This is a genomic window from Mycobacteriales bacterium (assembly GCA_035995165.1).
Classification (GTDB): domain Bacteria; phylum Actinomycetota; class Actinomycetes; order Mycobacteriales; family CADCTP01; genus CADCTP01.
Window position 1 is genome coordinate 55,381 of record DASYKU010000065.1, and the last position, 23,624, is coordinate 79,004.

The 23,624-nt window shown below is 75.5% G+C and carries 13 protein-coding genes; 3 read left to right on the forward strand and 10 right to left on the reverse strand.

Going from position 1 to position 23,624, the window contains the following annotated elements; translation table 11 throughout:
• From VGP36_10935 to VGP36_10975, 9 genes are read right to left on the reverse strand one after another with little or no spacing between them, the layout of a single operon-like run.
• On the reverse strand, positions 1-1,263 hold the full coding sequence (locus VGP36_10935) for an MFS transporter (protein HEV7655225.1): 1,263 nt from the start codon (positions 1,261-1,263) through the stop codon (positions 1-3).
• Complete coding sequence (locus VGP36_10940; protein HEV7655226.1) at positions 1,260-5,078, reverse strand: amino acid adenylation domain-containing protein; 3,819 nt, start codon at positions 5,076-5,078, stop codon at positions 1,260-1,262. The genes VGP36_10935 and VGP36_10940 overlap by 4 nt, the downstream gene beginning before the upstream one ends.
• The gene (locus tag VGP36_10945; protein HEV7655227.1) at positions 5,075-6,118 is read right to left on the reverse strand and encodes a TauD/TfdA family dioxygenase; all 1,044 of its coding nucleotides are present in this window, start codon (positions 6,116-6,118) and stop codon (positions 5,075-5,077) included. Before VGP36_10945 ends, VGP36_10940 begins: the two co-directional genes overlap by 4 nt.
• Positions 6,115-12,012: an amino acid adenylation domain-containing protein gene (locus VGP36_10950; GenBank protein ID HEV7655228.1), complete on the reverse strand. Its 5,898-nt coding sequence runs from the start codon at positions 12,010-12,012 to the stop codon at positions 6,115-6,117. Before VGP36_10950 ends, VGP36_10945 begins: the two co-directional genes overlap by 4 nt.
• Positions 12,005-15,199: an amino acid adenylation domain-containing protein gene (locus tag VGP36_10955; protein ID HEV7655229.1), complete on the reverse strand. Its 3,195-nt coding sequence runs from the start codon at positions 15,197-15,199 to the stop codon at positions 12,005-12,007. The genes VGP36_10950 and VGP36_10955 overlap by 8 nt, the downstream gene beginning before the upstream one ends.
• A gap of 4 nt (positions 15,200-15,203) precedes the next feature.
• The gene (locus VGP36_10960) at positions 15,204-16,613 is read right to left on the reverse strand and encodes a glutamate-cysteine ligase family protein (GenBank protein HEV7655230.1); all 1,410 of its coding nucleotides are present in this window, start codon (positions 16,611-16,613) and stop codon (positions 15,204-15,206) included.
• A gap of 1 nt (position 16,614) precedes the next feature.
• The gene (locus VGP36_10965; protein ID HEV7655231.1) at positions 16,615-18,399 is read right to left on the reverse strand and encodes a fatty acyl-AMP ligase; all 1,785 of its coding nucleotides are present in this window, start codon (positions 18,397-18,399) and stop codon (positions 16,615-16,617) included.
• Positions 18,400-18,403: 4 nt separating this feature from the next.
• Complete coding sequence (locus tag VGP36_10970; protein ID HEV7655232.1) at positions 18,404-18,652, reverse strand: hypothetical protein; 249 nt, start codon at positions 18,650-18,652, stop codon at positions 18,404-18,406.
• Positions 18,652-18,870, reverse strand: coding sequence for an MbtH family protein (locus tag VGP36_10975; GenBank protein HEV7655233.1), 219 nt, complete (start codon positions 18,868-18,870; stop codon positions 18,652-18,654). Before VGP36_10975 ends, VGP36_10970 begins: the two co-directional genes overlap by 1 nt.
• A 166-nt stretch (positions 18,871-19,036) precedes the next feature.
• Between VGP36_10975 and VGP36_10980 the strand changes: the two genes are divergently transcribed.
• On the forward strand, positions 19,037-21,412 hold the full coding sequence (locus VGP36_10980; protein ID HEV7655234.1) for a tetratricopeptide repeat protein: 2,376 nt from the start codon (positions 19,037-19,039) through the stop codon (positions 21,410-21,412).
• 607 nt (positions 21,413-22,019) lie between these two features.
• A complete protein-coding gene (locus VGP36_10985) occupies positions 22,020-22,268 on the forward strand; it encodes a hypothetical protein (GenBank protein ID HEV7655235.1) in 249 nt (82 codons plus the stop codon).
• A gap of 144 nt (positions 22,269-22,412) precedes the next feature.
• Here VGP36_10985 and VGP36_10990 read toward each other — a convergent pair whose 3' ends face one another.
• The gene (locus VGP36_10990) at positions 22,413-22,979 is read right to left on the reverse strand and encodes a GNAT family N-acetyltransferase (GenBank protein ID HEV7655236.1); all 567 of its coding nucleotides are present in this window, start codon (positions 22,977-22,979) and stop codon (positions 22,413-22,415) included.
• A gap of 122 nt (positions 22,980-23,101) precedes the next feature.
• On the opposite strand from VGP36_10990, the gene VGP36_10995 reads away from it, so the two are divergent.
• On the forward strand, positions 23,102-23,386 hold the full coding sequence (locus VGP36_10995) for an antibiotic biosynthesis monooxygenase (protein HEV7655237.1): 285 nt from the start codon (positions 23,102-23,104) through the stop codon (positions 23,384-23,386).
• The last annotated feature ends 238 nt before the right edge of the window (positions 23,387-23,624 follow it).

Below are 23,624 nucleotides of genomic sequence, written 5' to 3' on the forward strand. Positions count from 1 at the left end.
TCAGCTCACCCCCGTCAGCTCGGGGTGGCGGCGCCGGGCCGGACTGAGCACGCCCAGCCCGACCAACGCGATCACCGCGCCCCCGCCGGCCAGGCAGACCGCACGCACCCCGGCGGTCCCGGTTGCCGCGGTCAGGATCAGCGCCCCGAGCGGCGCCAGCGCCGAGTGCAGGGTGCGGAACACGGCGGTCACCCGGCCCAGCAGGTGGTCCGGAGTGATCTGCTGCCGCAGCGAGACGGACGTGACCGCGGCGGCGGTCATCCCGAACGAGAAGGTGGCCGCGAGCACGGCCACCAGCGGGACGTCCGTGACCAGGCCGACCGCGGCCATCGCCACTCCGGAGACGAGGTTCGCGCCGAGCCAGGCGACGCCGAAGCCGAACCTGCGCCGCACCCGCGGGACGAGCAGGGCGCCGGCGATCGAGCCGATCCCGGCGGCCCCCAGCGCGTAGCCGACCGCGGTGTCGCCCTGCCCCAGGTCCGTCTTCAGGTAGTAGATGAACACGTCGGTGGCGCCGAGCGTGAGGAACGTCAGCGCGGACAGCAGCAGGGTCAGCGTCCGCAGGATCGGGCTGTTCCAGAGGAAACGCACCCCGGCCAGCAGGTCCCCCCACCCGGACAGCACCGGCTCGGTGCCGGCCCGGGCCTCCTCCGGCGGGCGCAACCGGATGACGGCCAGACCGGCCGCGGACACCAGGAAGCTCAGCGCGTTCAGCCCGACGGCGCCGGCACCGCCGACCGCCGCGGTCAGCACGCCGGCGCAGACCGGGCCGACGACGTAGGAGAGCGCGAACGTCGCCTCGAGCCGGCTGTTCGCGTCCAGCAACTGGTCCCGGCGGACGAGGCTCGGCAGCACGGTCGCGTACGCGACCTGGAAGAGCATGCCGAAGGCCGCGGCGAGGACGGCCACCACGTAGAGCAGCCAGATCTGCGGCCGGAACAGCCAGCACAGCGGGATCGCCCCGTACAGCGCGGCCCGGACCAGGTCGGTGAGGATCATCAGCCGGCGCCGGTCGAACCGGTCGACGACGTGCCCGGCCAGGACGCCGGAGACGATCCAGCCGGCCGTGCCCGCGGCGGTGAGCACGCCCATCTGGGTCACCGAGCCGGTCGCGGACAGCACCAGCAGCGGCAGCGCCACCAGCGCGAGCGCGTTGCCCGTCACCGACAGCGCCTGACTGGACCACAGGACCAGGAAGTCGCCGTTGCGGGACAGCGCCGGGCCCGGCCCGGCCACGGTGGCGACCCGGTCGTCCCCGGTCACGAGATCCTCCGCGCGTCGGTCCCGGCGCCGAGCACAGCGCGTACGACGTCGGCGAGCTCGCCGACGTGCGGCGGCCGCAGCAGCCCGAGATGGTCGCCCCCGACGACATGGGTGGTCAGCCGCCCGCCGGTCAGGTCGGCCCAGCCCCGGGCCGCCGCGGCCCGCAGCCGCGGGTCCTGCTCCCCCGCCTGGATCAGGACGACGTCCCCCGGGTACGGCCGGGGCCGCCAGGCCCGGGCCGCGGTCAGGTGATCCTGGACCAGCCCGAGCCGCTCCCGCAACCGGGCCTGCTCGGCCGCCGGCACCGCCCGCCGCAGGACGGCCAGCACGGCGTCCGCGAGGTCGCCGACCGGGGTGCCGGCCGGCACGTCGAGCTCGTCCGCGTCCGTCCCGTACGCCCGGGCGACCTCGGCCACGGCATCGCGGAGCAGCAGCGCGCGCTCGTCGTAGCCGGCCGTCTGGTCCGGCAGGTAGCTGTCCAGCAACAGCAGCGGGCCGGTCTCGGCCCCCCGCTCCCGCAGCTGGCGGGCGAGCTCGTACGCGATCACGCCACCCATCGACCAGCCCGCCAGGCACGGCCGGGGCGGCAGGTCCGCCAGGTGCGCGGCGGCGATCCCGGCGACCGTCCGCTCGGGCCCCGCCTGCAGCCCGTGCACCGGGCGGTCCCCCAGGGCGGCGGCCAGGCCGGCATAGCCGGCCACGTCCCCGCCCGCCGCGGCGACACACACCAGCGGCGTGCCGACGCCGTCCCGGCGCAGCGGGACGAGCCCGCGATCGGGTGCCGGGCGACCGCGCACCAGCCGGGCCAGCCGCGCCACCGACGACGGCTCGAGATCGCCGTCCGGGTCGGCGAACAGCGCGGCCAGCGGGATGACCCGGCCGAACTCGTCCTCGATCGCCGCGACCAGCCGCACGGCGAGCAGCGAGTGGCCGCCGAGGGCGAAGAACCCGTCCTCGGCGCCGACCTCGCCGACGTCGAGGCCGAGCAGGCCGGCGACCAGCGCGGCGAGCCGGCGCTCGACGTCGTCGCGGGGCGGCGCCGCCGGGCGGGTGCGGACCGGCTCGGCCGGCTCCGGCACCGGCAGCGCCGCCTCGTCGAGCTTGCCGTTGGCGGTCAGCGGCAGCGCGTCCAGCCAGCCGAACGCGGTCGGCACCAGGTGCTCGGGCAGCCGCGCGCGCAGGAAGTCCCGCAGGTCGGCGGCAGGCGCCCGGGCGCCGATGAGGTAGCCGGCCAGCCGCTCGGTCCCGCCGTCGCGCCGCAGCACCACCGCGGCGTCGCGGACCGCGGGGTGCTCCCGCAGCGCCGCCCGCACCTCCGCGGGCTCGACCCGGATGCCGCCGACCTTGATCTGCTCGTCGGCGCGGCCGAGGAACTGCAGCTCGCCGTCCGGCCGCCGGCAGGCGAGGTCGCCGGTGCGGTAGACCCGCGCCCCGGGCACCGGCGAGTACGGGTCGGGCAGGAAGGACCCGGCGGTCAGCCCGGGCGCGCCGGCGTAGCCGCGGGTGACCCCCGTGCCGCCGATGTAGAGCTCGCCCGGGACTCCGACCGGGACCGGCCGCATGGCGTCGTCCAGCACGTACGCGCGGGTGCCGGCGATCGGGCGGCCGATCGGGACGGCACCTGCGCCGGTGCCGTCGATCTCGTGCACCGTGCAGCCGACGACGGTCTCGGTGGGGCCGTACTCGTTGAAGACCCGGGCGCCGGCGGCCAGCCAGGGCGCGACGGCGTCCGCGGTCAGTTGCTCGCCGCCGACGACCAGCGTGCCGACGGCTCCGGGCAGCTCGCCGGGGGTCAGCTCGGCACCCAGCAGGGTCAGGTGGGACGGGGTGAGCTTGAGCAGCTCCGCGCGGCCGCGGCGCAGCGCGACGGCCGCCGCCCGGGGGTCGCGCCGGTCGACCATGGTCACGGTCCCACCCGCGACCAGCGGGGTCAGCAGGCCGGTGACCGTGAGGTCGAAGCCGATCGGCGAGTGGACGATCGACCCGCCCCGGCCGGCGTCGTACTGCCCGGCGCTCCAGAGCAGGTAGTTCGACAGCGCCGAGTGCGGCACGAGTACGCCCTTGGGCGTGCCGGTGGAGCCGGAGGTGAACATCACGTAGGCCAGGCCGTCCGGCGTCACCTCCGGCCGGTCCCCCGGCACGGCTCCGGGCGGGTCCTCGGCGGTCACCGGCACGACCGTGCCGCGCCAGCCGCCCGGGCCGGCCGGCGCCGCGGTCAGCAGCAGCCGGGAGGACAGCCGCCCGAGCAGGCCGGCCACGCGCCGCTCCGGCAGGCCGGGGTCCAGCGGCACGTACGCCCCGCCGGACTTCAGCACGGCGAGCAGGCCGACGACCAGGTCGGCGCCGTGCTCGAGCTGCACGGCGACCGGGATCTCCGGTCCGGCGCCGTGCCGGCGCAGCCGGTCCGCCAGCAGGCCGGCCCGGCGGTCCAGCTCGGCATAGGTCAGCTCGGCGTCGCCGTCCCGCACCGCGATCGCCCCGGGCGTCCGCCGGGCCTGCCGCTCGATCAGCTCGTGCGCACAAGCGGGCGGCGCGGCCGGCCTGGTGCGGGCCCGCAGCTCCGCCTGCTCCCGCGGTCCCACCGCGGTCAGCTCGCCGAGCGGCCGGTCCGGCTGCGCCAGCGCGTCGGCGAGCAGCAGCCGGTGCTGCTCGGCGAGCCGCGCGAGGTAGTCCGCGGACGCGTGGCCGGGAGCCCCGAGCCAGCTCAGCCGCAGCCGTCCGGGCGTGGCCAGGCAGCACAGCGTGACGTCGCACGGCTCGGTCCGGACGTCGAGTCCGGTGATCGCGAGCGACCCGCCGGCGGGCAGCGGCCGCGGCCGGTCGGCGAGGAACTCGAACCCGAACGACCAGCCGGCCAGGTCGTCCGCGAGCCCGGCGGCGGACCGCTCCTCCTTGGCCGCCAGCTCCCGCCGGGTGCTCAGGTCGGCGACCAGGGCCCGCCAGGTCGGGCCGGCGGCGCGCAGCCCGGCCCAGCGGTCGTACGGGCCGGCGCCGCCGGTCAGCTCGTCCAGGGTCCGGCCGGGCAGGGCCGTGCCGACGACCGGGCCGGGCGCCCCGCTGATCCGGCCCGCGAGCACCAGCCAGGCGGCCAGGAGCGGGATCCGGGAGTCGACCTGGTGCTCGGCCGCCCACCCGAGCACGGCGTCGCGCTCGCCGTCGGGCAGGTCGACCGTGCAGCGCTCGTCCGGACCGGCCGGGCCGTACCCGCCGGGCAGCGGCCAGCCGATCCGGCCGGAGGTGTCCGCGGATCCGGCGGGGTCAGGGCCGTGCTCCGCGGCGGTCTCGCGCTGCCAGCCGGCGTACTGGCTGTATTGGACGACGTCCTGCGAGCCGGCCGCGTACGCACCCGGGTCGGCGTACGCGGCGGCCAGGTCGTCCGCGATCACGGCGCCGGTCGTGGCGTCCGCGACCAGCGGGTGCGCGGTGACGACGAGGGCCGGCCGGCCGGTGCCGCGGACCAGGGTCAGCCGCAGCAGCCGGTCGCCGGCCGGCGGGATGGCGCGTTCCCCCGCCACGACGGCCGCGAGCTCGCCGCGCCGCCCGGACGGCCCGGTGTCCACTGTGGACCACGGCGGCGCCGGCGCGGCCACCGGCAGCTGGACCGCTCCGGCCATCCCGGGCAGCCGGCGGAACACCGATCGCAGGATCTCGTGCCGTTCCAGCACCAGCGCGGCGGCCGCCCGCAGCCGGTCCTGCCGGACCGGTCCGGCCAGCCCGATCACCGCCTGCACGTGACCCTCGAAGCCACCCCGCCGCAGCGCCCAGGACCGCTCCTGCTGGCCCGAGAGCTGGTATCCCTCGACGCGAGCCGTCACCGGGCCGTCCCCGCCGTGTCGTCCCGGAACTCGATGACGTCGCCCATCGCGACGAGCAACCGCCGCGGCCCGGTGAACGGGTCCCGGGCGTGCGCGGTGAGCACGTTGTCCAGCACCATGACGTCGCCCTGCTCCCAGTCCAGACCGACCTCCAGGCGCGCGTACGTCGCCAGGACCGCGGCCATCGCGTCGTCCGGGATCGGCGTGCCGTCGCCGAAGGTGCACGTGCGGGGCAGCTCCCCGGCGCCGAGGCTGGCCAGCAGCGACGCTCGGACCTGGCCGCCGAGACAGGACGGGTGCCAGTGCTGGGCCTGGTTGAACCAGGACAGCTCGCCGGTGACCGGATGCCGCAGCACCGCGGGCCGTACGCAGCTCGTCCGCAGGCCCTCGCCGCGCCAGCTGAAGCTCATCCCGTCGGCCGCGCACCGGGCCTCGACCTCGGCGCGGTCGGTGGTCCGGAACACCTCCCGCCAGTCCAGCCCGAGCCCGGCCCCGTACGTGCGGACGTAGCGGACGCCCTTGCGGACGAACTCCTCGCGCAGCGCCGGATCCAGCTCCGCGTACACGGCCCGGCTGTCGACCACCGGCGTCCGGCCACCGCTGGTGGCGGGCCGCAGGCAGCAGAACAGGATCCGGGCCGGGCCACGCGCGTTGAAGGAGTTCTCGTTGTGCCACAGCAGCTTCTCCTCGGGGGCGAAGAAGACCGGCGTGTAGACGCCGCCGGTCACCGCCGCCCGCGGGTGCTCACCGTTGTCCCGCAGCAACCGGCCGACGAACAGGCCGGCGAACCGCTCGAACTCCTCCGCCGAGGCGATCCCCGCCCCGCGCAGCAGCAGCGCGCCGCTGCGCCGTAGCTCGGTCCGCAGCCGATCGGCGTGGGCGCCGGCCCAGGCGGGCAGGTCGACCCCGGCCGCGGCCGGCTCGACGACCGTCGGGAGCGTCGCGCCCTCGGACGGTCGCAGCCGGACCAGATCGGCACCGGCCAGGCTGACCCGGCGGGCGGAGAACTGCTTCGGTCCGCGCAGGGATTGCTCGGTCATCGGTCTCCTCCGGTATCGACGCGGCCCGGCCGGCTGTCCGGCTCGCGCGTCAGCTGGTCCAGGCACCGCACGAAGTCGCGGGCCAGCCGCGACACGGTCGCGGCGTCGTACAGGTCGGCGTCGTACTCCCAGAAGCCGGTCACCGGACCGCCGCCCTGCTCGAGGACGAGGCTGAGATCGAAGCGGGCGGTCCGGACCTCGACCGGGTACGGGCTCAGCTCGATGCCGGCCGTCCGCACGGTCCCGGCGGCGGGAGCGTCGAGGACCAGCTTCACCGTGAACAGCGGGCTGCGGTCGCGGCCGCGCCGCGGGTTCAGCGCCCGCACCACCTCGTCGTACGGGACATCCTGGCCGGCGTAGGCGTCGAGGCTGACCCGGCGGACCCGGTGCAGCAGCTCCCGCCAGGTCGGGTCGCCGGACAGGTCGGCACGCAGCACCAGCTGGTTGACGAAGAAGCCGATCAGCCGCTCGGTGGCCGGCTCGGAGCGGTTCGCGACGTCCGTGCCGACGACCAGGTCCCGCCGGCCGGACCAACGGTGCAGGGTGCCGTAGAGGGCGGTGAGCAGCACCATGAAGACGGTGGCGTCCTCGTCCCGGGCCAGGGCGCGTACCGCCCGGACCGTCTCCGGCGGAACGTCGACGGGCAGCCGCCGGCCACCGGCGGCGGCCCGCACCGGGCGGGGCCGGTCGGTCGGCAGCGGCGGCAGTTCGGGCACCCCGGCGAGCCGGTGCACCCACGCGTCGAGCTGCTCGCCGAGATGGCCGTCCTCGACCAGCCGGCGCTGCCACCGCGCGTAGTCGCCGTACTGCACGGGCAGCTCGGCCAGCGGCGACTTCGTGCCGGCGGCGTACGCCTCGTAGAGGGTGGCCAGCTCGCGGAGCAGCACGCCCATCGACCAGCCGTCGAACGCGACGTGATGGATCGTCAGCAGCAGCACGTGCTCGTCACCGGCCAGGCGCAGCAGGCGCGCCCGCAGGTGCGGGCCGCGGGGCAGGTCGAACGGCCGGTCGTACTCGGCCGCCGCGAGCGACCGCGCCGCCGCCGGCCGCCGGTCCGGGGCGAGGCCGCCGAGGTCGAGCACCGGCACCGGCACCCCGGCGTACGGCAGCACCCGCTGGGCGGGCACGCCGGCCGTCGCGTCGAAGACGGTGCGCAGCACATGGTGGCGGCGCACCACCTCGGCCAGCGCTCGCCGCAGCGCGGGCAGGTCGAGGTCGCCGGCGATCCGCCCGTACACCGGGACGGAGTAGTCGGTGCCGCCCGGCGCGAGCTGGTCGTGGAACCACAGCCGCTGCTGGGCCGAGGACAGCGGGACCGGACCGTACGGATCCGACCGGGACAGGGCCGGTCGCGCCGGCTGCTCCCCGCCGCCGCGTCCGGCCCCGGTCAGCGCGTCCACGCAGGCGGCGAGGCCGGCCAGGTCCCGGTGCTCGAACGGCGCCCGGACCGGGACGTCCACCCCGAACGCCTCCCGCAGCCGGAAGACGAGCGTGAACACGAGCAGGGAATGACCGCCGAGGGCGAAGAAGTCGTGCTCCGGGCGGACGTGCTCGCGCCGCAGCAGCTCGCGCCAGATCGCGGCGACCCGCTCCTCGGTGGGCGTGAGCGGGCGCCCCGCCGGTCCGCCGGGCTCCGCCTCGGACGGACCGAGATCGGCGTCGACGAGACCGGCGAGCGCGGTGCGGTCCAGCTTGCCGCCGGGGGTGCGCGGCAGTCCCGACACGGTGACGAGGTGGTTCGGGACCATGTGCGCGGGCAGCCGGTCCCGCAGCCGGGCCTCGATCCCGGGCAGCAGGGCCGCGCACGCCCGGCCCCACAAGGGATCGTTGGCGTACGGCCGCAGGTCCGTGTCCACAGTGGATGGCCCGGCGGGTTCCAGGCCACCGGCCGGCGCGGTCGCGACGTCCGGGCGGTGCAGCAGGACGTCGACCGCTCCGTCCGGGTGCCCGGCGAGCCAGCTCGGCTCGGTGACGTAACCGGCGTCCCGGGCGATCGCCGCCACCTCGCCGGAATCGAGGGCCGTCCCGGCGGCGGACGCGGAGACCACGTCCTCGACCGGGGTCCGGTCGTCCGCGGACCGCAGCGCCGCCCTCGCCGCGAGCGCGGCGGCCAGCCGCGCGTTGCCGACCCGGCGCAGGACGAGCGCGCCGGGTCCCGCGGCCAGGGCGGCCCGCAGGTCGCCGGCGGCCAGGCCGCGCCCGTCCTGGTCGGGCGGCCCATCGGGCTCGGGCGACCGGCCGCCGATGCCGAGCGTGACGTCGTACCGGTAGTCGCCGAGCTCGTTGCGGTACGTGCCGGGCTTCGGCGACACCGTCACCGAGGTGATGCGCGGGAACCGCCGGCGCAGCCGCGGGAACAGCCGCGGGTCGAGGCACAGCTCCTCCTCGCGCTCCACCGCCCGCCGCACCAGCGCCCGCACCTCGCCCGCGGTCGGCCGCTCCCCCGCGGCCGCGCGCCGGGCGGCCCGGTGCAGCTCGACCGAGGTGTGGAACAGCTCCAGCAGCGGCAGGCTGCGCAGGTCGCCGAGGAAGACGTGCCCGGTGCCCGGGATGGCCCCGACCGCGCGGCTGATAAGGCGGACCAGGTAGTCGACCGACGGGAAGTACTGCGCCACCGAGTTGAGCACGACGGTGTCGACGGCGTCGCCGCGCCACAGGCTCTTGTGCGCGGGCGCCAGCCGCAGCTCGACCCGGTCGGCCAGGTCGCGATCCCCGGCCAGCTTGGTCGCGCGGACGTGCTCCAGCGCGGCGGCGCTGAAGTCGGTGGCGACATAGAGCTCGCACGCCGGCGCGATCCGGGCCAGCACCATGCCGGTGCCGCAGCCGATCTCCAGGACACGGCGCGGGTGCAGGCGGCGGATCCGTTCGGCCGTGCCGTCCAGCCAGGCCGCCATCTCCGGGGCCGGGATCTCCGCGCCGGTGTAGCTGTCGGTCCAGCCGGACAGGTCGGTGTCCGGACCGGACAGCTCGCCGTACCGGTCGGCGTACACCGCCTGCCACTGCTCGATCTGCTCGTCCTCCCAGCCCGCCGCGCGACCGGCGTCGGTGTCGAGGACCACCGCGGCGGCCAGCCGCCGGCCGCGCCCGGGCTCCTCCCGGACCAGCACCGCGGCCTGCCGGACCGCCGGCTGCGCGGCGATCGCGACCTCCACCTCACCGAGCTCCACCCGGTGGCCGCGCAACTTCACCTGGGCATCGCGGCGGCCCAGGTACTCCAGCTCCCCACTGGGCAGCAGCCGCACCGAGTCGCCGGTCCGGTAGAGCCGGGCCCCCGGGCGGCCGCTGAACGGGTCCGGCACGAACCTCTCGGCGGTCGCACCCGGCCGGCGCCAGTACCCGTACGACACCCCGGTGCCGCCGACGTGCAGCTCGCCCGGGACCCCCGAGGGCACCGGCTGCCCGGCGGCGTCGAGCACGTACAGCTCGGTGTTCTGGATCGGCCGCCCGATCGGCACCGGGCCGGTGCCCGGATCGCCGTCGCGGACCTCGTACGCGCTGCAGGCGACCGCGGTCTCGGTCGGGCCGTACTCGTTGACGATCCGGGTCCGGCCGTCCCGCCACGGCGCCAGCGCCTCGGCGTGCAGCGCCTCCCCGCCGACCACCAGCCGCCGGGTCCACGGTGCGCTCCGGGTCCCGGCCGCACGCAGCGCCTCGAGGTGGGAGGGCGTGAGCTTGACCAGGCTCAGCTCCTCCGCCGGACCGGCACCGTCCCCACCGCCGGCGCTCTCCGCGAGCGCCTCGCCGGGGACGCCTGGCGCGGCGACGAGCACCCGCTGGCCGGCCAGCAGCGGTGCGAAGACGCTCGTCACGGTGAGATCGACGCTCAGCGAGGAGTGCACCGGCACGCCGCCGCCCTCGCCCAGCTCGTACGCCCCGGCCGCCCAGGTCAGGTAGTTCACCAGGTTCCGGTGGGAGAGCAGGACACCCTTCGGGCCGCCGGTCGAGCCGGAGGTGTACATGAGGTACGCGACCTGGTCCGAAGTGGACGGTCCGGGGTCACGGTCGGCACCGGCGGGCAGCGTGCCCGGGCTGAGCACCAGCACCCGGCCGGCGCCCGGATCGACCTTGTGCCGCAGCGCCTCGGTGGTGAGCAGCAGGCCGGCGCCGCTGTCGGCGAGCATCCCGGACAGCCGCCCGGACGGATGGTCCGGGTCGAGCGGCAAGTACGCCGCGCCGGACCTGAGCACCGCCAGCAGCGCGACGACCGCCTCGGCCGAGCGCTCCATCAGGATCGCCACGATGGACCCGTTGCCGGCCCCGGACCCGGCCAGGCGCCGAGCGAGCCGGCCCGCGCGGCGGTCCAGCTCCCGGTAGCTCAGCGGCCCGGCCGGATCGGAGACCGCGACCGCGTCCGGTGTGCGGGCGGCCTGCTCGCCGACGAGCTCGTGCAGGCACCGGTCCGGAAACCCCCGTTCGGTCGCGTTCCAGCCCGGCGGCATCGGGTCCGACCCGGGCGGGAGCAGCGGGATCTCCGCGATGGGCAGGTCCGGGTCGGCGGCCACCGCGGGGAGCACACGGGCGAACGAGGCGGCGATCCGCGCCGCCTCGCCGGCGGAGTAGAGGTCGCTCGCGTACGCCAGCCGGCAGTCCAGGCCGTCCCCGGTCTCCCAGACGTTGAGGTCGAGGTCGAAGCGCGCGACGGTGTTGCGCAACTCCAGCGGCTCGACCCGCAGGCCGGCCGGCTCCGGCGTGACCGGCGGCGTGTTGTGCAGGGTGAGGTTCACCTGGGACAGCGGATTGCGGTCCAGATCCCGCTCCGGGAACAGCCGGCGGACCAGGAAGTCGAAGGGCACGTCCGCGTTCTCGTACGCCGCCAGGCAGGCCTCCCGCGTCTGCCCGAGAAGCTGCCGGAACGGCATCGCGCCGGCCGGCCGCGCCCGCAGCGGCAGCGTGTTGACGAAGAACCCGAGCAGACCCTGTACGTCCTCGCTGACCCGGTGCGCGACCGGGCTGCCGACGACGACGTCCTCCTGCCCGCTGTAGCGGGCGAGCACCACCTGGAAGGCCGCCAGCAGGGTCATGAACAGCGTCGTGCCTTCGCGCCGGCCGAGCTCCAGCACCTCGTCCCGCAGCGCGGCGGGCAGCACGACGCGAGTGGTGGCGCCGCGGTGCGACTGCCGCGGCGGCCGCGGCCGGGCCGGCGGGACCGTGGTCGCCGGCGGCGCGCCGGCCAGCGTCCGTTCCCAGAAGGCGAGCTGCCGCCGGGCCTGGTCGCCGGCGACCCACTCCCGCTGCCAGGTCGCGTAGTCGGCGTACTGGACCGGCAGGTCGGGCAGCGGCGACGGCAGGCCGGCCGTGTCCGCGCGGTAGAGGGTGAACAGCTCCCGGACGAAGATCGGCATCGACCAGCCGTCGATGGCGACGTGGTGGAAGGTCACCACGACGACCCACTGGTCCCGGGCCGGCCGCAGCAGCAGGCAACGCAGCAGCGGACCGCGGGTGAGGTCGAAGGCGGCGGCCGCCGACGCGTGCGCCAGCCGGTCCGCCTCGGCCGCGGCCCGGTCGCCGGGCAGGCCACTGACGTCGACCACCGGCACCGGCACCGGCGCGGGGTCCAGCACGACCTGCGTGGGCTCGCTCCCGCTCAGGTCGAAGACGGTGCGCAGCACCTCGTGGCGGCGGACGACCTCGCCCAGCGCCCGGCGCAGCGCGGCCACCTGGAGATCGCCGGTCAGCCGGCAGGCGAACGGACTGTGATAGTGCACGCCCTCCGGGTCCAGCCGGCTCAGGAACACGAGCCGCTGCTGCTCGTAGGAGGCCGGCACCGGGCCGCTCTCCCGGCCCAGGCGGAGCAGGACCGCGGCGGAGTCGAGCCCGCGCTGCCGTACGCGCTCGCGCAGCCGTACCCGCTGCTGTGGCGGCAGGCTGCCGATCCGGTCGGTCAGGTCAGTCATCCGAGGACTCCCCGCTCTCCAGCTCCCGGACCAGGTCGGCCAGCTCGGCCAGCTCGGAGCGCTCGCGCCGCGCGGCCTCGACCGCGGCGGCCAGACCGGCCACGGTCGGCGTCTCGAACAGCCGCCGCAGCGGCAGCTCGACCCGGTACTTCTCCCGCACCCGGGTCACCACGGTGGTGGCCAGCAGCGAGTGGCCGCCGAGCCGGAAGAAGTCGTCGTGCACGCCGACCGGCGAGATCCCCAGGGTCCGGCACCAGAGGTCGGCGAGATCCCGCTCCAGCGGCGTCCGCGGGCCGACGTACGTCTCCGGGCGCCGCCGGTCCGCCGGGGACGGCAGGGCCGCGGCGTCGAGCTTCCCGTTCACCGTCAGCGGGATCTCGTCCACCGGCACCAGATGGGCCGGGACGAGATAGGACGGCAGCCGCTGGGCCAGGAACTCGCGGACGCCGTCGGTCGTCGTGCCCTCGTGGTCGAGCAGGACCACGTAGGCCGCCAGCGCCGGCTCCCCGCCGGCGCCCGGGACCGGGAGCACCACGCAGTCCTTGACGGCGGGATGGCCGCGCAGGCTCGCCTCCACCTCGGCGGGCTCGATCCGGTGGCCGCGGATCTTGAGCTGCCGGTCGAGCCGGCCGAGGAACTGCAGCGACCCGTCCGCGCGCCACCGCACCCGGTCGCCGGTGCGGTAGAGCCGGGCGCCGGTCCCGCCCGGATCGGGTACGAACCGGTCCGCGGTCAGCCCGGGCCGGTGCAGGTAGCCGCGGGCGAGCCCGCGGCCGCCGATGAACAGCTCGCCGGCGGCGCCGGGCGGGAGCGGCTCGAGCCCGCGGTCGAGGACGTGCAGCGAGGTGCCCGGGATCGGGCCGCCGATCGGGACGGTGCCGGTCGCCGGCTCGACGGCCTCGACCCGGTGCCAGGCGGCGAACGTGGTGGCCTCGGTCGGGCCGTAGACGTGCAGCAGCCGCTCCGGCCGCCCGGCCCGCAGGACCGCCGCCACCCGCTCAGGGTCGGCCGGCTCGCCGCCGAACAGCAGGCAGCGCAGGGCGCCGAAGGCGCCGGGGTCCGCGTCGGCGACCTGGTTGAGCAGCGCGGTGGTGAGGAACAGCACGCTGACCGCGCCGGAGCGCAGCACCCGGACCAGGGCGGCCGGGTCGAGCATGGTCTCCCGGTCCAGTACGACCAGCGTCGCCCCGGTGAGCAGGGCCGCCCAGATCTCGAAGGTGGAGGCGTCGAACGCCACGCTCGCGGCGTGCGCGATCCGGTCCGCCGGCCGCAGGTCAACGTACCCGGCGGCGACGACGAGCCGGGCGACCGCCTCGTGGGTCACGCCGATCCCCTTGGGGCCGCCGGTCGAGCCCGAGGTGTACATGACGTACGCCAGTTGTCCCGGCGCCCAGGGCGCCGCCGGGAAGGCGTCCGGGAACCCGCCCCCGTCGCCGGGCCGGATCACGGCGACCCCGTCGTCCGGCCGCCAGCCCGCGTCGTCGTCCGCCAGGATCACGGCGCGCAGCCGCGCGTCGGCGGCGATCAGGTCCAGCCGCCGGGCCGGGTACGCCGGGTCGAGAGGCACGTAGGTGCCGCCGGTCTTGAGCACCGCGAGGATCGCGACCACCGCGTCCGCCGACCGTCCGATGTGGACACCCACCGGCGTCTCGGCGCCGACCCCGGCGGCCCGCAACGCGTGGGCGAGCCGGCCGGCCCGGCGATCCAGCTCGGCATAGGTCCAGGACCGGTCCCCCTCGACCAGCGCGACCTGCCCCGGGGCCGCCGCGACCTGCTCCTCGAAGCGCCCGGCCAGCGATTCCGCCGGTCCGGCCGGGCCGGCCGCCACCGCCGGCGATGCCACCGCCAGCGCGATCCTGTCGACCGGCACGTCCGGGCGCCGGCTCGCACCCTCGAGCAGCGTCCGCCAGGACCCCACCAGGGCGGACACGGTGCCGGGGTCGAACAGATCGGTGGCGTACTGGACCTCGCCGCTCAGGACGCCGTCGCGTTCCCGCACGGTGACGAGCAGGTCGAACTTCGCCGTGGTGTCGGCGGGCTCGACCGCCCGCACCGCCAGGCCCGGGACGGCCAGCTCCAGCGGGGGCGTGCTGACCAGCTGCAGGGCCACCTGGAACAGCGGATGCCGCCCGGGCCGGCGCTCGACGCCGGCCAGCTCCACCACCCGGTCGAACGGGACGTCCTGATCGCGGTAGGCGTCGCGGCAGACCGCCGCCGCCCGCCCCACCAGCTCGCGGAAGGTGGGCGCGCCGGACAGATCGGTGCGCAGGGCGACCAGGTTGACGAACATGCCGATGACGGACTGGGTCTCGGGCCGGTCCCGGCCGGCGACCGCGGTGCCCACCACGACGTCGTGCTGGCCGGTCCAGCGCGAGAGCACCCCGGCGAAGCCGGCCAGCAGCACCATGAACGGGGTGGCACCCTCGTCCCGGGCCAGACCCGTCACCCGGGCGCTGAGCCCGGGCCCGAGGTCGAAGGCCAGCAGCGTCCCGCGGTGGGAGCCCGCCGCCGGCCGGACGCGATCGGCCGGCAGGTCCAGGGTGGGCAGGTCCCGCAGCACCCGGCGCCAGCTGTCCTGCTGGGCCGCCAGCACGCCGCCGTCGAGCCGGCCACGCTGCCACTCGGCGAAGTCCGCGTACTGCAGGGGCAAGGGCGGCAGCTCGACCGGTCGCCCGGCGGTCAGCGCGGCGTACCCGGCGATCACCTCGCCGACGAGGATCCCCAGCGACCACGCGTCGGCCACCGCGTGGTGCACCGTCACCAGCAGCACATGGGCGCGCGGCCCGCACCGCAGCAGGGTGGCGCGGATCAGTGGCGCCCGGCGCAGGTCGAAGGGCCGCGCCGCCTCCTGCTCGGCCAGCGAGCCGGCCAGCGCGTCGGCCGTGCCCGGGCCGGCCCCGGCGAGGTCGACCACCGGCAGGTCGGCCCGTAGGTCCGGCGCGACCACCTGCAGCAGCGTGCCGTCGTGGAGCCGGAGGCTGGTACGCAGCGCCTCGTGCCGGGCCACACAGGCGTTCAGGGCGCGCCGCAGCAACGGCACCGCCAGCGGCCCGTCGAGTCGCACCGCGCCGGCGATCGAGTAGAGAGCGCTGCCGGGCACCAGCTCCTCGTAGAACCAGAGCCTCTCCTGCGCGTACGACGCGCTGCTCGCCGTGACCGTCCGCTGTGGACCGTCCGATTCGGACACGCCGTCACACCCTTCCTCGACCGTCGGTCACCAACTGCGGCCGCACCTCGGCGGGCCCGGCCGCGGATCGCATGTCGTAGCGGGCCACCAACGCCCGCGCCCCTCCGGTGCGCAGCAGGTCGCGGGCCTCGTCGGCCGGCACCCGCCCCGACTCCAGCCGCTCGTCCAGCGGTTCGAGCAAGGCCTCCTCGCCGTGCCCGCGGTCGCGCAGCCCGTGCCGGGCGACCGCCAGCAGTTCGCCCGCCATGGCGGGCCCGTCGATGCCACCCGAGCGGGCCCGCAGGCCGTACGTGCACGCGGCCTGCCGGAACGCCTGCCACCGGTGCCACGGCCGGCCGTCGACGAGCGCGAGCACGTCCCGGAACCGCTCGACCAGGCCCAGCGTCAGGGCCGCCGCGGCCAGCGGCGCCTCGGGCGGCTGCTGACACGCGACCCGATCCTCCACGGTGCCGTGCCGCAGGTGCAGCCGCGCCGCGCCCCACCCGATGCCCGAATGGCTGACCAGGTCGCCCGGGACCACCCGCAGCAGGGTCCCGGCGCCGGCCGGGCCGAGACCGCGTACGGCGGCGCGGGAGACCAGCAGCTCCCGGAACGGCGGGCGGTCGGCCAGCAGCCAACTGCCCTCCGGCCGGCCGATCAGCAGGCCGCGGTAGCCGGCGAGCGTCTCCACGTAGTGCTCGGCGTCGTGGAAGCGCCGCGGCACTCCGACCTGCTCGCGCCGGCCCGGCCACCACCGGTCCCAGAACAGCTCCCGCGCCGCGAGCTCCGGGCCCTCCCGGCCCTGCCAGACCGAGGAGTTGGCCAGCAGGGCGGCCCGGACCCCGGCCGTGGCGGTCAGCGCGTTCAGGACGTCGACGGCCTCGGCGCGGGTCACGTCGACCTGGGTCTGGCTGGACGCGCTCAGGCACAGCAGGTCCCCGGTCGTGTCCCGGCCGCGCAGCTCCTCGGTACGGGCCGCGGCGAGCAGCGGGTAGCGGGTCGCCGGGCCGAGCTGGCCGGCTGCGGGACCGGTGACCGGCTGCGCCCCGTACCCGAGGAGCACCCCGCCGTGCCGCGCGAGGCTCGCGGCCACGGTGGCGACCAGCGCGGCCAGCCGGCGGCCGGCATCGTGGAGCGTTCGCTCCGGAGCGATGTTGAGCTCCAGTGTCGCGTACCCGTAGTCGGTGGTGACGACGTCGGCGCCGGTGCGGGCGCCGACCACGGTGTCCCGCTGGACGTCGCGCAGCAGCTGCCAGCCCTGCGCCGCCAGCTCCCGCCACAGCGCGGCGATGGTTCCCGGCGGTGCCATGACGCCGTCCGCCGTGGTGACGACGTACTCGTTCTCCAGGCCGACGCGCCGGCCGCCGCCGAGCCCGCCCGGGAACGGCGCCAGCAGCACCTCGACGCAGTCCTGCCGCAACCGGGGCCAGCTCACGTCACCACCTCCTCAGCTCGCCGGCCAGCCACAGCTCCCGGCAGCGCCGCCGCCGCACCTTGCCGCTGGTGGTGAGCGGCAGCGCGCCGGGACGCAGCAGGGTGACCTCGGCCAGGCCGACGTCGTGCTCGTCGCGCACCCGGGCCGAGACCGCGGCGACCACCTCGTCCCGGTCCACCACGCCGCGGCGGGCACCGGCCGCCTCCCCGGCCACCGGGCGGCGGCCGGGCCGCAGCTCGGCGGCGACGACGACCCGGGCCGGCGCGTCCTCGCGCACGGCGAACGCCGCGCAGCGGGGCGCGATGGCCGGGTGGCTGGTGGCGACCGTGTGCTCGACGTCCTGCGGGTACAGGTTGCGGCCGTCCAGGATGATCAGATCCTTGCGGCGGCCGACGACGAAGAGCTGCCCGTCGCGGAGGAACCCCAGGTCCCCGGTACGCAGGTAGGGGCCGCCCGCGGAACCGGCCAGTTCGGCGCCGAAGGTCGCCGCCGTCTCGTCGGGACGCCGCCAGTAGCCGGCGGCGACGCTCGGGCCGGAGACCCAGACCTCCCCGACACGGTCCGTACCCAGCTCGACCAGCCGGTCCGGGTCGACGACGCGCACCCGCATGCCGGCCGGCGCCCGGCCGCAGGAGACGACCTCCGTGGTCGTCGGGACGGACGCGCCGGCCGGGGGCGCGGTGGCGACGCCGTCGTGCTCGAGCGCCGCCCGGTCCAGCCGCAGCGTCGCCGGGTCCTCCGGGCGGCGGCCGCCGGTGACGAAGACGGTCGACTCGGCCAGCCCGTAGCAGGGGGCGAGGGCGGCGGGCCGGAACCCGCAGGCGGAGAACCTGCCGGCGAAGCGCTCCAGCGTCCCGGGCCGCACCGGCTCGGCCCCGTTGACGGCGACCTCCCAGCTGCGCAGGTCGAGCCCGTCCTGCTGCTCGACGGTGATCTTGTCGACACAGAGGTCGTACGCGAAGTTCGGGGCCGCGCTGAAGCGCCCGCGGTAGCGGGAGATCGCCTCGAGCCAGGCCACCGGGCTGCGCAGGAACGTGACCGGCGACAGCAGCACCGCCGTACCCCCGACGGCCAGCGGGCCCAGCAGGGCGACGAGGCCCATGTCGTGGAAGTGGGGAAGCCAGCTCACCGCGACGGTGTCCTCGATCGGCCCCGGGTCGCGGTGCGACGCGTAGGTCTCCTCGATCCGGCCGATGTTGTGCAGCAGATTGGCGTGGGTCACCATCACGCCCTTCGGGCTGCCGGTCGACCCGGACGTGTACTGCAGGAGCGCGACCGCGTCCCGGTCCGGTGCCGGACCGGCCCAGCCGTCGGCGGCGCGGCGGTCCCCCGCCGCGGCGTCGACGAGCGAGCCCAACCGAACCGCGCCGGTACGGTCGTCCCCGGCGATCCACTCCCTCGTGGTGAGGGTGGCCGCCGGCCGCGCGCTGTCGCAGACGGCCGCTAGCCGCTCGCCGCCGGTGCCGGCGCCCGGCGGCGCGTACGGCAACGGGACGGCGATGGCGCCGGCGTAGAGGCAGCCGAGGAACCCGGCGACGAACTCGATCCCGGCCGGGAGCAGCACCAGCACCCGGTCGCCGGGAGCCGCGGCGTGCGCGAGGCGCGCCGCCACCGCCCGGGCCCGCCGGTCGAGCTCGGCATAGGTCCAGGTCTCGTCGGGTCCCGGACGGCCCGTCACGACGCACGCGACCTTGTCCGGACGCTGCTCGGCCTGCCGGCGGACCATCCCGGTCACGCTGAGGACGTCGCTGTCCCGCAGCCATCGGATCCTGCTGTCCTCGGCCATCCGGCTACCCGGCCGCCCGGTCGTCGCCGACGAGATCGGCCGGCACCGCGAAGCCGAGCTCCTTCTCGCAGAACTCGCGCCAGTCCGTGCCGGCGCCGGACCACAGCACCGTGGGCGTGGCGCTGACCGGGCTGTCCACCACGCTCAGGTCGTCCCAGACGTAGACGACGGCGTCCTCGGGCCGGCCGCCGGCCGGGAAGCCGGGGAAGCTCCGCAGCTCGCTCAGCAGATAGGCCCGGCAGTAGGCCGGCATCAGGCGCCGCCCTCGGAGGTCGCCATCCGCCGGCGCAGGCTCAGCGGCCGCATGTCCGTCCAGACCTCGTCGATGTGCCGCAGGCACTCGTCCTTCGGCCCGCTCCGGCCCTCGTCCCGCCAGCCCGGCGGGTTCTCCCGGTCCGCGAACCAGACGGAGTACTGCTCCTCGTCGTTGACGACGACCTTGTACGTCCGGTCGTCCTGGGTGTCCGCCATCCCGCCTCCGTTCTCCTCGGGCTCCCACCCTTCGGGCTCGGGCGATCGATCGGAAGCGGATCCGGACGACCCCGGATCAATCCGGATCGGGTCGGAACGGGCGGGAACGGGTCGGAACGGAAAGTTCACCTGGTCAGGACGGGACGAAAGACGCGACAATGACCCGGTGAGCGTCACCTCCGAGAGCTCGCGGCCAGCTCCGGTCGACGCCCTCTGGGACGATCTGGACCTGCGTTTCGCGGCCGCCGGCTATCCGGGATACAAGCTGCTCGAGACCCGTACGGGCATCCCGAAGAGCACTCTGAACAACTGGTTCACCCGCCGCACTGTCCCCCAGTGGGAGCGCTTCGCCGCACTGCTGACCTACCTCGGCGAGGACGAACGCAGCTGGCGGCCGCGATGGCAGGCGGCGTACGCCGCCCTCTACCACCGCCGGGCGCCCGCCGCAGCCGACGAGGCGTGGCCGGACGACGCGCAGCCGGGTGGAGCCGGCCCCGTCGACGGTCCGGAGGTGCCCAGGCAACTGCCGTCCGGACCGGGCGTGTTCACCGGCCGGACCGCCGCGCTGGCGCAGCTGGACTCGATGGTGCAGCGGCCGGACGCCGACCGGACCGGCAGCGTCCCGGTGTTCGTGATCGTCGGCCCGGGCGGCATCGGCAAGACCGCGCTGGCCGTGCACTGGAGCCGGCAGCACCGGGCCGACTTCCCGGACGGCCAGCTCTACCTGGACCTGCAGGGATTCGGCCCGGCTGACGCCCCGGTGCCGCCCGCGGTGGCACTGCGGATGCTGCTCGACTCCATCGGCGTGCCCGCCGACGCGGTGCCCGCCGACAGCGAGGCCCGCGCCGCGCTGCTGCGCAGCAGACTGGCCGGACGCCGGATGCTGCTGGTGCTGGACAACGCCCGGACCAGCGACCAGGTGGTCCCGCTGCTGCCGGGTGACGCGAGCTGTGCGGCGGTCGTGACCAGCCGCAGCAAGCTCGGGACGCTCGCGGTGCAGGGCGCCCGGGTCGTCACGCTGGACCTGCTGAGCGAGCAGGAGGCGCGGGCGATGCTCGGCGGGCACCTCGGACGGGCCCGGGTCGACGCCGAACCCGCCGCGGTCGCGATGCTTCTTGAGCGCTGCGCCGGCCTCCCGCTGGCGCTCAGCATCGTGGCGGCACGGGCCGCCACGAATCCCGCCTTCCCGCTGGCCGCGGTCGCCGACGAGCTCGGCGACGCCGCGACCCGGCTGGACGCGCTGAACGCCGGCGAGCTGAGCGCCGACCTCCGCGGGGTGTTCTCATGGTCCTACCGGACGCTGCCGGTCGCGGCGGCCCGGGTCTTCCGCCTCCTCGGGACATCCGTCGGGGTCGACATCGGCCTGCCCGCCGTCAGCGCCCTCAGCGGGCTCGACGCGCCGGCGACGCGATCGGCCATGCGGACGCTCGTGGACGCCCATCTGGTGCAGGAGCACCGCCCCGGTCGCTTCCAGCTGCACGACCTGCTCCGGCTGTTCGCCGCCGAGCGGCTGGCCGAGGACACCTCGCGCGACGAGCAGGTCCGGGCACTGGAGCGGTTGCTGGAGTGGTATCTGCGCACCGCGGATGCGGCCGACCGCATCCTGATGCCGCTGCGCAGCCACGTGTTGCCGGCACCGGCGGATCCGTCCACGCGCTTCACCACGTACGAGGACGCGCTGGCCTGGTGCGAGAGCGAGCACCCCAACATCCCGTCGATCTGCGGTCTCGCCGCCCGGCTCGACCTCGGCAGCGTCGCCTGGAAGCTCCCGGTCGCGTTCTTCAGCTATTACAAGCTGCACAAGGACTGGGCCGAATACATGAAGGCGTTGACCGTGGCCCTCGACGCGGTCCGGCGTCTCGGCGATCCGGAGGGTGAGGCGTGGGTCCTCAACTCGATCGGGATCACCGCGGCCCAGCTCGACCAGCACGACCTCGCCGTCTCCTCGTTCAAGCGCGCCCTGCGGATCCGCCGCCGGACCGGCGACCGCAACGGCCAGGCGCAGCTGCTGAACAACCTGGGCGAGGCCTACCGCCGGATCGGCCGGTACGAGCTGGCCATCGACTGCTACGAACAGGACCAGCTGATCTGCCGCGAGGACGGCGACACCAACGGGCAGAGTGTCTCCCTCAACAACCTCGGCAAGGTCCAGCTCGCCATCGGGCAGCCGGAGGCCGCCCTCGACTCACAGCGCCGCGCGCTGACGCTGCGCGAACACCTCGGGGACGACCAGTACCTCGGCGAGATCCACCTGGACCTCGGTGATGCGCTACGCGTCCTGGGCCGGCGGGGCGACGCGATCGAGCACTACCGGCTGGCCGCCGACATCCTTGGCGAGCTGGACGACGTCCCGTCCGCCGCCGAGGCCCTGATCAATCTCACCGAGCTCCTGCGGAACAGCGGACGGGCCGAGGAGGCCGCGCTCCGCGCGGACCAGGTCCGGTCGACGATCGAGCTCCTCGGTGACAACGTGCCCCCGGCTCTGGCCGAGCGAACCCGCCTCCTGCTCGCGGACCGCCGGCGCGCGCCCGATCCGCTGTGATGATGACGGATCAGGCTCGCCGGAGCCGGCGAACCGGAATTGCCAGACGATGGTGTGCCGGCTGCCGCGGGACCACCGAGGGCAGGGTTACGCTGCGTTCGAGCCACTGGTTGGCAACGCTTCAGCGGCAATCGGAGTCTCGCTCGCGGCAGAGATCTTTCATCCCGTCGCGGGATCGATCTTCCAGATCTGTTCCTCGAAACCGGGTGCGGAGAGGTACTCGCCATTCGGTGACCAACTGAACTTGGCAGGCCATTCTGAAAGCACTTCCCGGCTTGACAGGTCGATGATGTGAATTTCCGGGTCCCCACGGGCAGGCGACGCAGCGGACAGGGGGTCGGGGTGCCCGCCTTCTTGGTCACTGGGGAACCCAGGGTCCGGCAAGACGACTGTCGCGTCAGAGCTGACCAGGCGGGGTTTCGCGGCTCTCGACACCGACGAGGTCGCCGGCTGGGAGACGTCCGAGGGCCTTGCCGTCGGCCAGCCCGAGGACCCGACGGACGAGTGGCTGCAGAAGCACCGGTGGGTCTGGCGCAGGAGCCGCCTGAAAGACGCCATCCAGGCCCGCACGATCGCCGGGCGCCCCGTCTTCCTCTGTGGGATCGCGGTGAACCAACGCGAGATGCTCGACTGCTTCGAGCTGGTGTTCCTACTGACGTTGGACGACACGACGCAGCTCGCCCGGCTCGACACCGCCGCCAACGCCCACCGCAACGCGGCCCAGCGAGCCCAGATCATCCGTGGCCGACCGGTGTTCGAGCAGGAGATGAAAGCCGCGGGAGCATTCGTACTCGACGGCCGGCAGCCGACCTCCCGAATCGCGGACCGCATCCTGCACGAGGTCCGTCCCGAGTAGTCGGCCGCAGGGGCCTGCCACCCGCGCCCGACTTGCGGGATGAGCGTCCGTACGGCGTCAGCGCGGCGAGGTTCCGGTCAAGGAGGCCAGCAGGCGCCTCGGTCGAGGCTGCCGAGCCGGATGCGGCGACCCGAACAGCGCCGGTCAGAACTCGTGGCGTACGACGACGCGCCGCAGCGAGGGCGTGTGTACGACCCGATAGCCGGCGGCGAGAAACGAAGTGAGCGCACCGACGTGCATCTCGCCCCACGGCACCTCCTTACCGGGCTCCGGCTTCATCGGATACGCCTCGACGGCCCGCGCGCCGCGCCGACGGGGCAGATCGACAGTGGCCGCCACCAGCGCCCGGCTGACCCCCTGCCGACGGTGGCCGGCCCGCGTCACCAAGCAGGTCACCGCCCAGACGCCCGGATCGTCCTTGTCCTCACCGCGCCCCCTCCACGTCGTCTGGCGCAGGTACCGGTAGTCCCTGCGCGGCGCAAGCGAGCACCACCCCACCGGCTCGCCGTCGAGGTGAGCGACCAGCCCATACCCCTCGATCACCTGGTCGCGCAGCAGCTCGCGGCGACCCTGGACATCGTCGGAGTGCTGCGCGTGCCAGCCCAGCCGGTAACCCTGGCACTGGCAGTGCGCGGCCTGCCCCCGCGCGCCCAGCACCAACTGGACATCATCGAACGACTCCGCGCTTACCGCCTGAACGGTGATCGCCACCGAACCAGACTCGCACGGTCGGCCACGGCACGGACACGAACTCCGGCGCGACCAGCGGCATGGTCGCGCGTCCGAGCGAGGCGGATGCCAGGATGGCTCGCCTCCGACCGATCGGAGCTGTAATGCTGGTGCGTGTCTGGGAGTACGGGGTGGTTCCCGGCCGTGAGGCGGAGTTCGAGCGGCTGTACGGCTCGGCCGGCGCCTGGGCGCAGTTGTTCGCTCGAAGCACCGGCCATGTGAGCACTGATCTGTATCGCGGAGTCGACCAGCCCGCCCGCTACCTGACTGTGGACCGATTCTCGGATACCGATTCGTGGCAACGGTTCCTGAGCGAGCACGGTGACGACTACGCCGAACTGGACTCTCGTTGTGCCCAGCTGACAACGTCGCAGGTGGAGATCCGCTGAGGCGACGCGGCGGGCACTGCACCCGCAGCAGCTTTCCCCCGGCCTCGCGGCGAGAGAGCAGCGGCATGGACGCGCGTCCCGCGCGCAGTGCGGCATGAGCGTGCGTCGGAGGTCAGGGCGCCGGCCGGCTTGCGACTCGTCATCAAGGTCTGGCTGACCGGTGACCGCATGAGGCCGCGGTCCCGCCCGGTCCGCGACGCGCCCGGGACGGCGTGCTTCAGGAGGCCAGCCAGGACGC

Bases quoted from the DNA above. Each gene is read 5' to 3' on its own strand.
- VGP36_10950 (HEV7655228.1), bottom strand. From the start codon at position 12,012: ATGACTGACCTGACCGACCGGATCGGCAGCCTGCCGCCACAGCAGCGG.
- VGP36_10995 (HEV7655237.1), top strand. From the start codon at position 23,102: ATGCTGGTGCGTGTCTGGGAGTACGGGGTGGTTCCCGGCCGTGAGGCG.
- VGP36_10965 (HEV7655231.1), bottom strand. From the start codon at position 18,399: ATGGCCGAGGACAGCAGGATCCGATGGCTGCGGGACAGCGACGTCCTC.
- VGP36_10945 (HEV7655227.1), bottom strand. From the start codon at position 6,118: ATGACCGAGCAATCCCTGCGCGGACCGAAGCAGTTCTCCGCCCGCCGG.
- VGP36_10975 (HEV7655233.1), bottom strand. From the start codon at position 18,870: ATGGCGGACACCCAGGACGACCGGACGTACAAGGTCGTCGTCAACGAC.
- VGP36_10970 (HEV7655232.1), bottom strand. From the start codon at position 18,652: ATGCCGGCCTACTGCCGGGCCTATCTGCTGAGCGAGCTGCGGAGCTTC.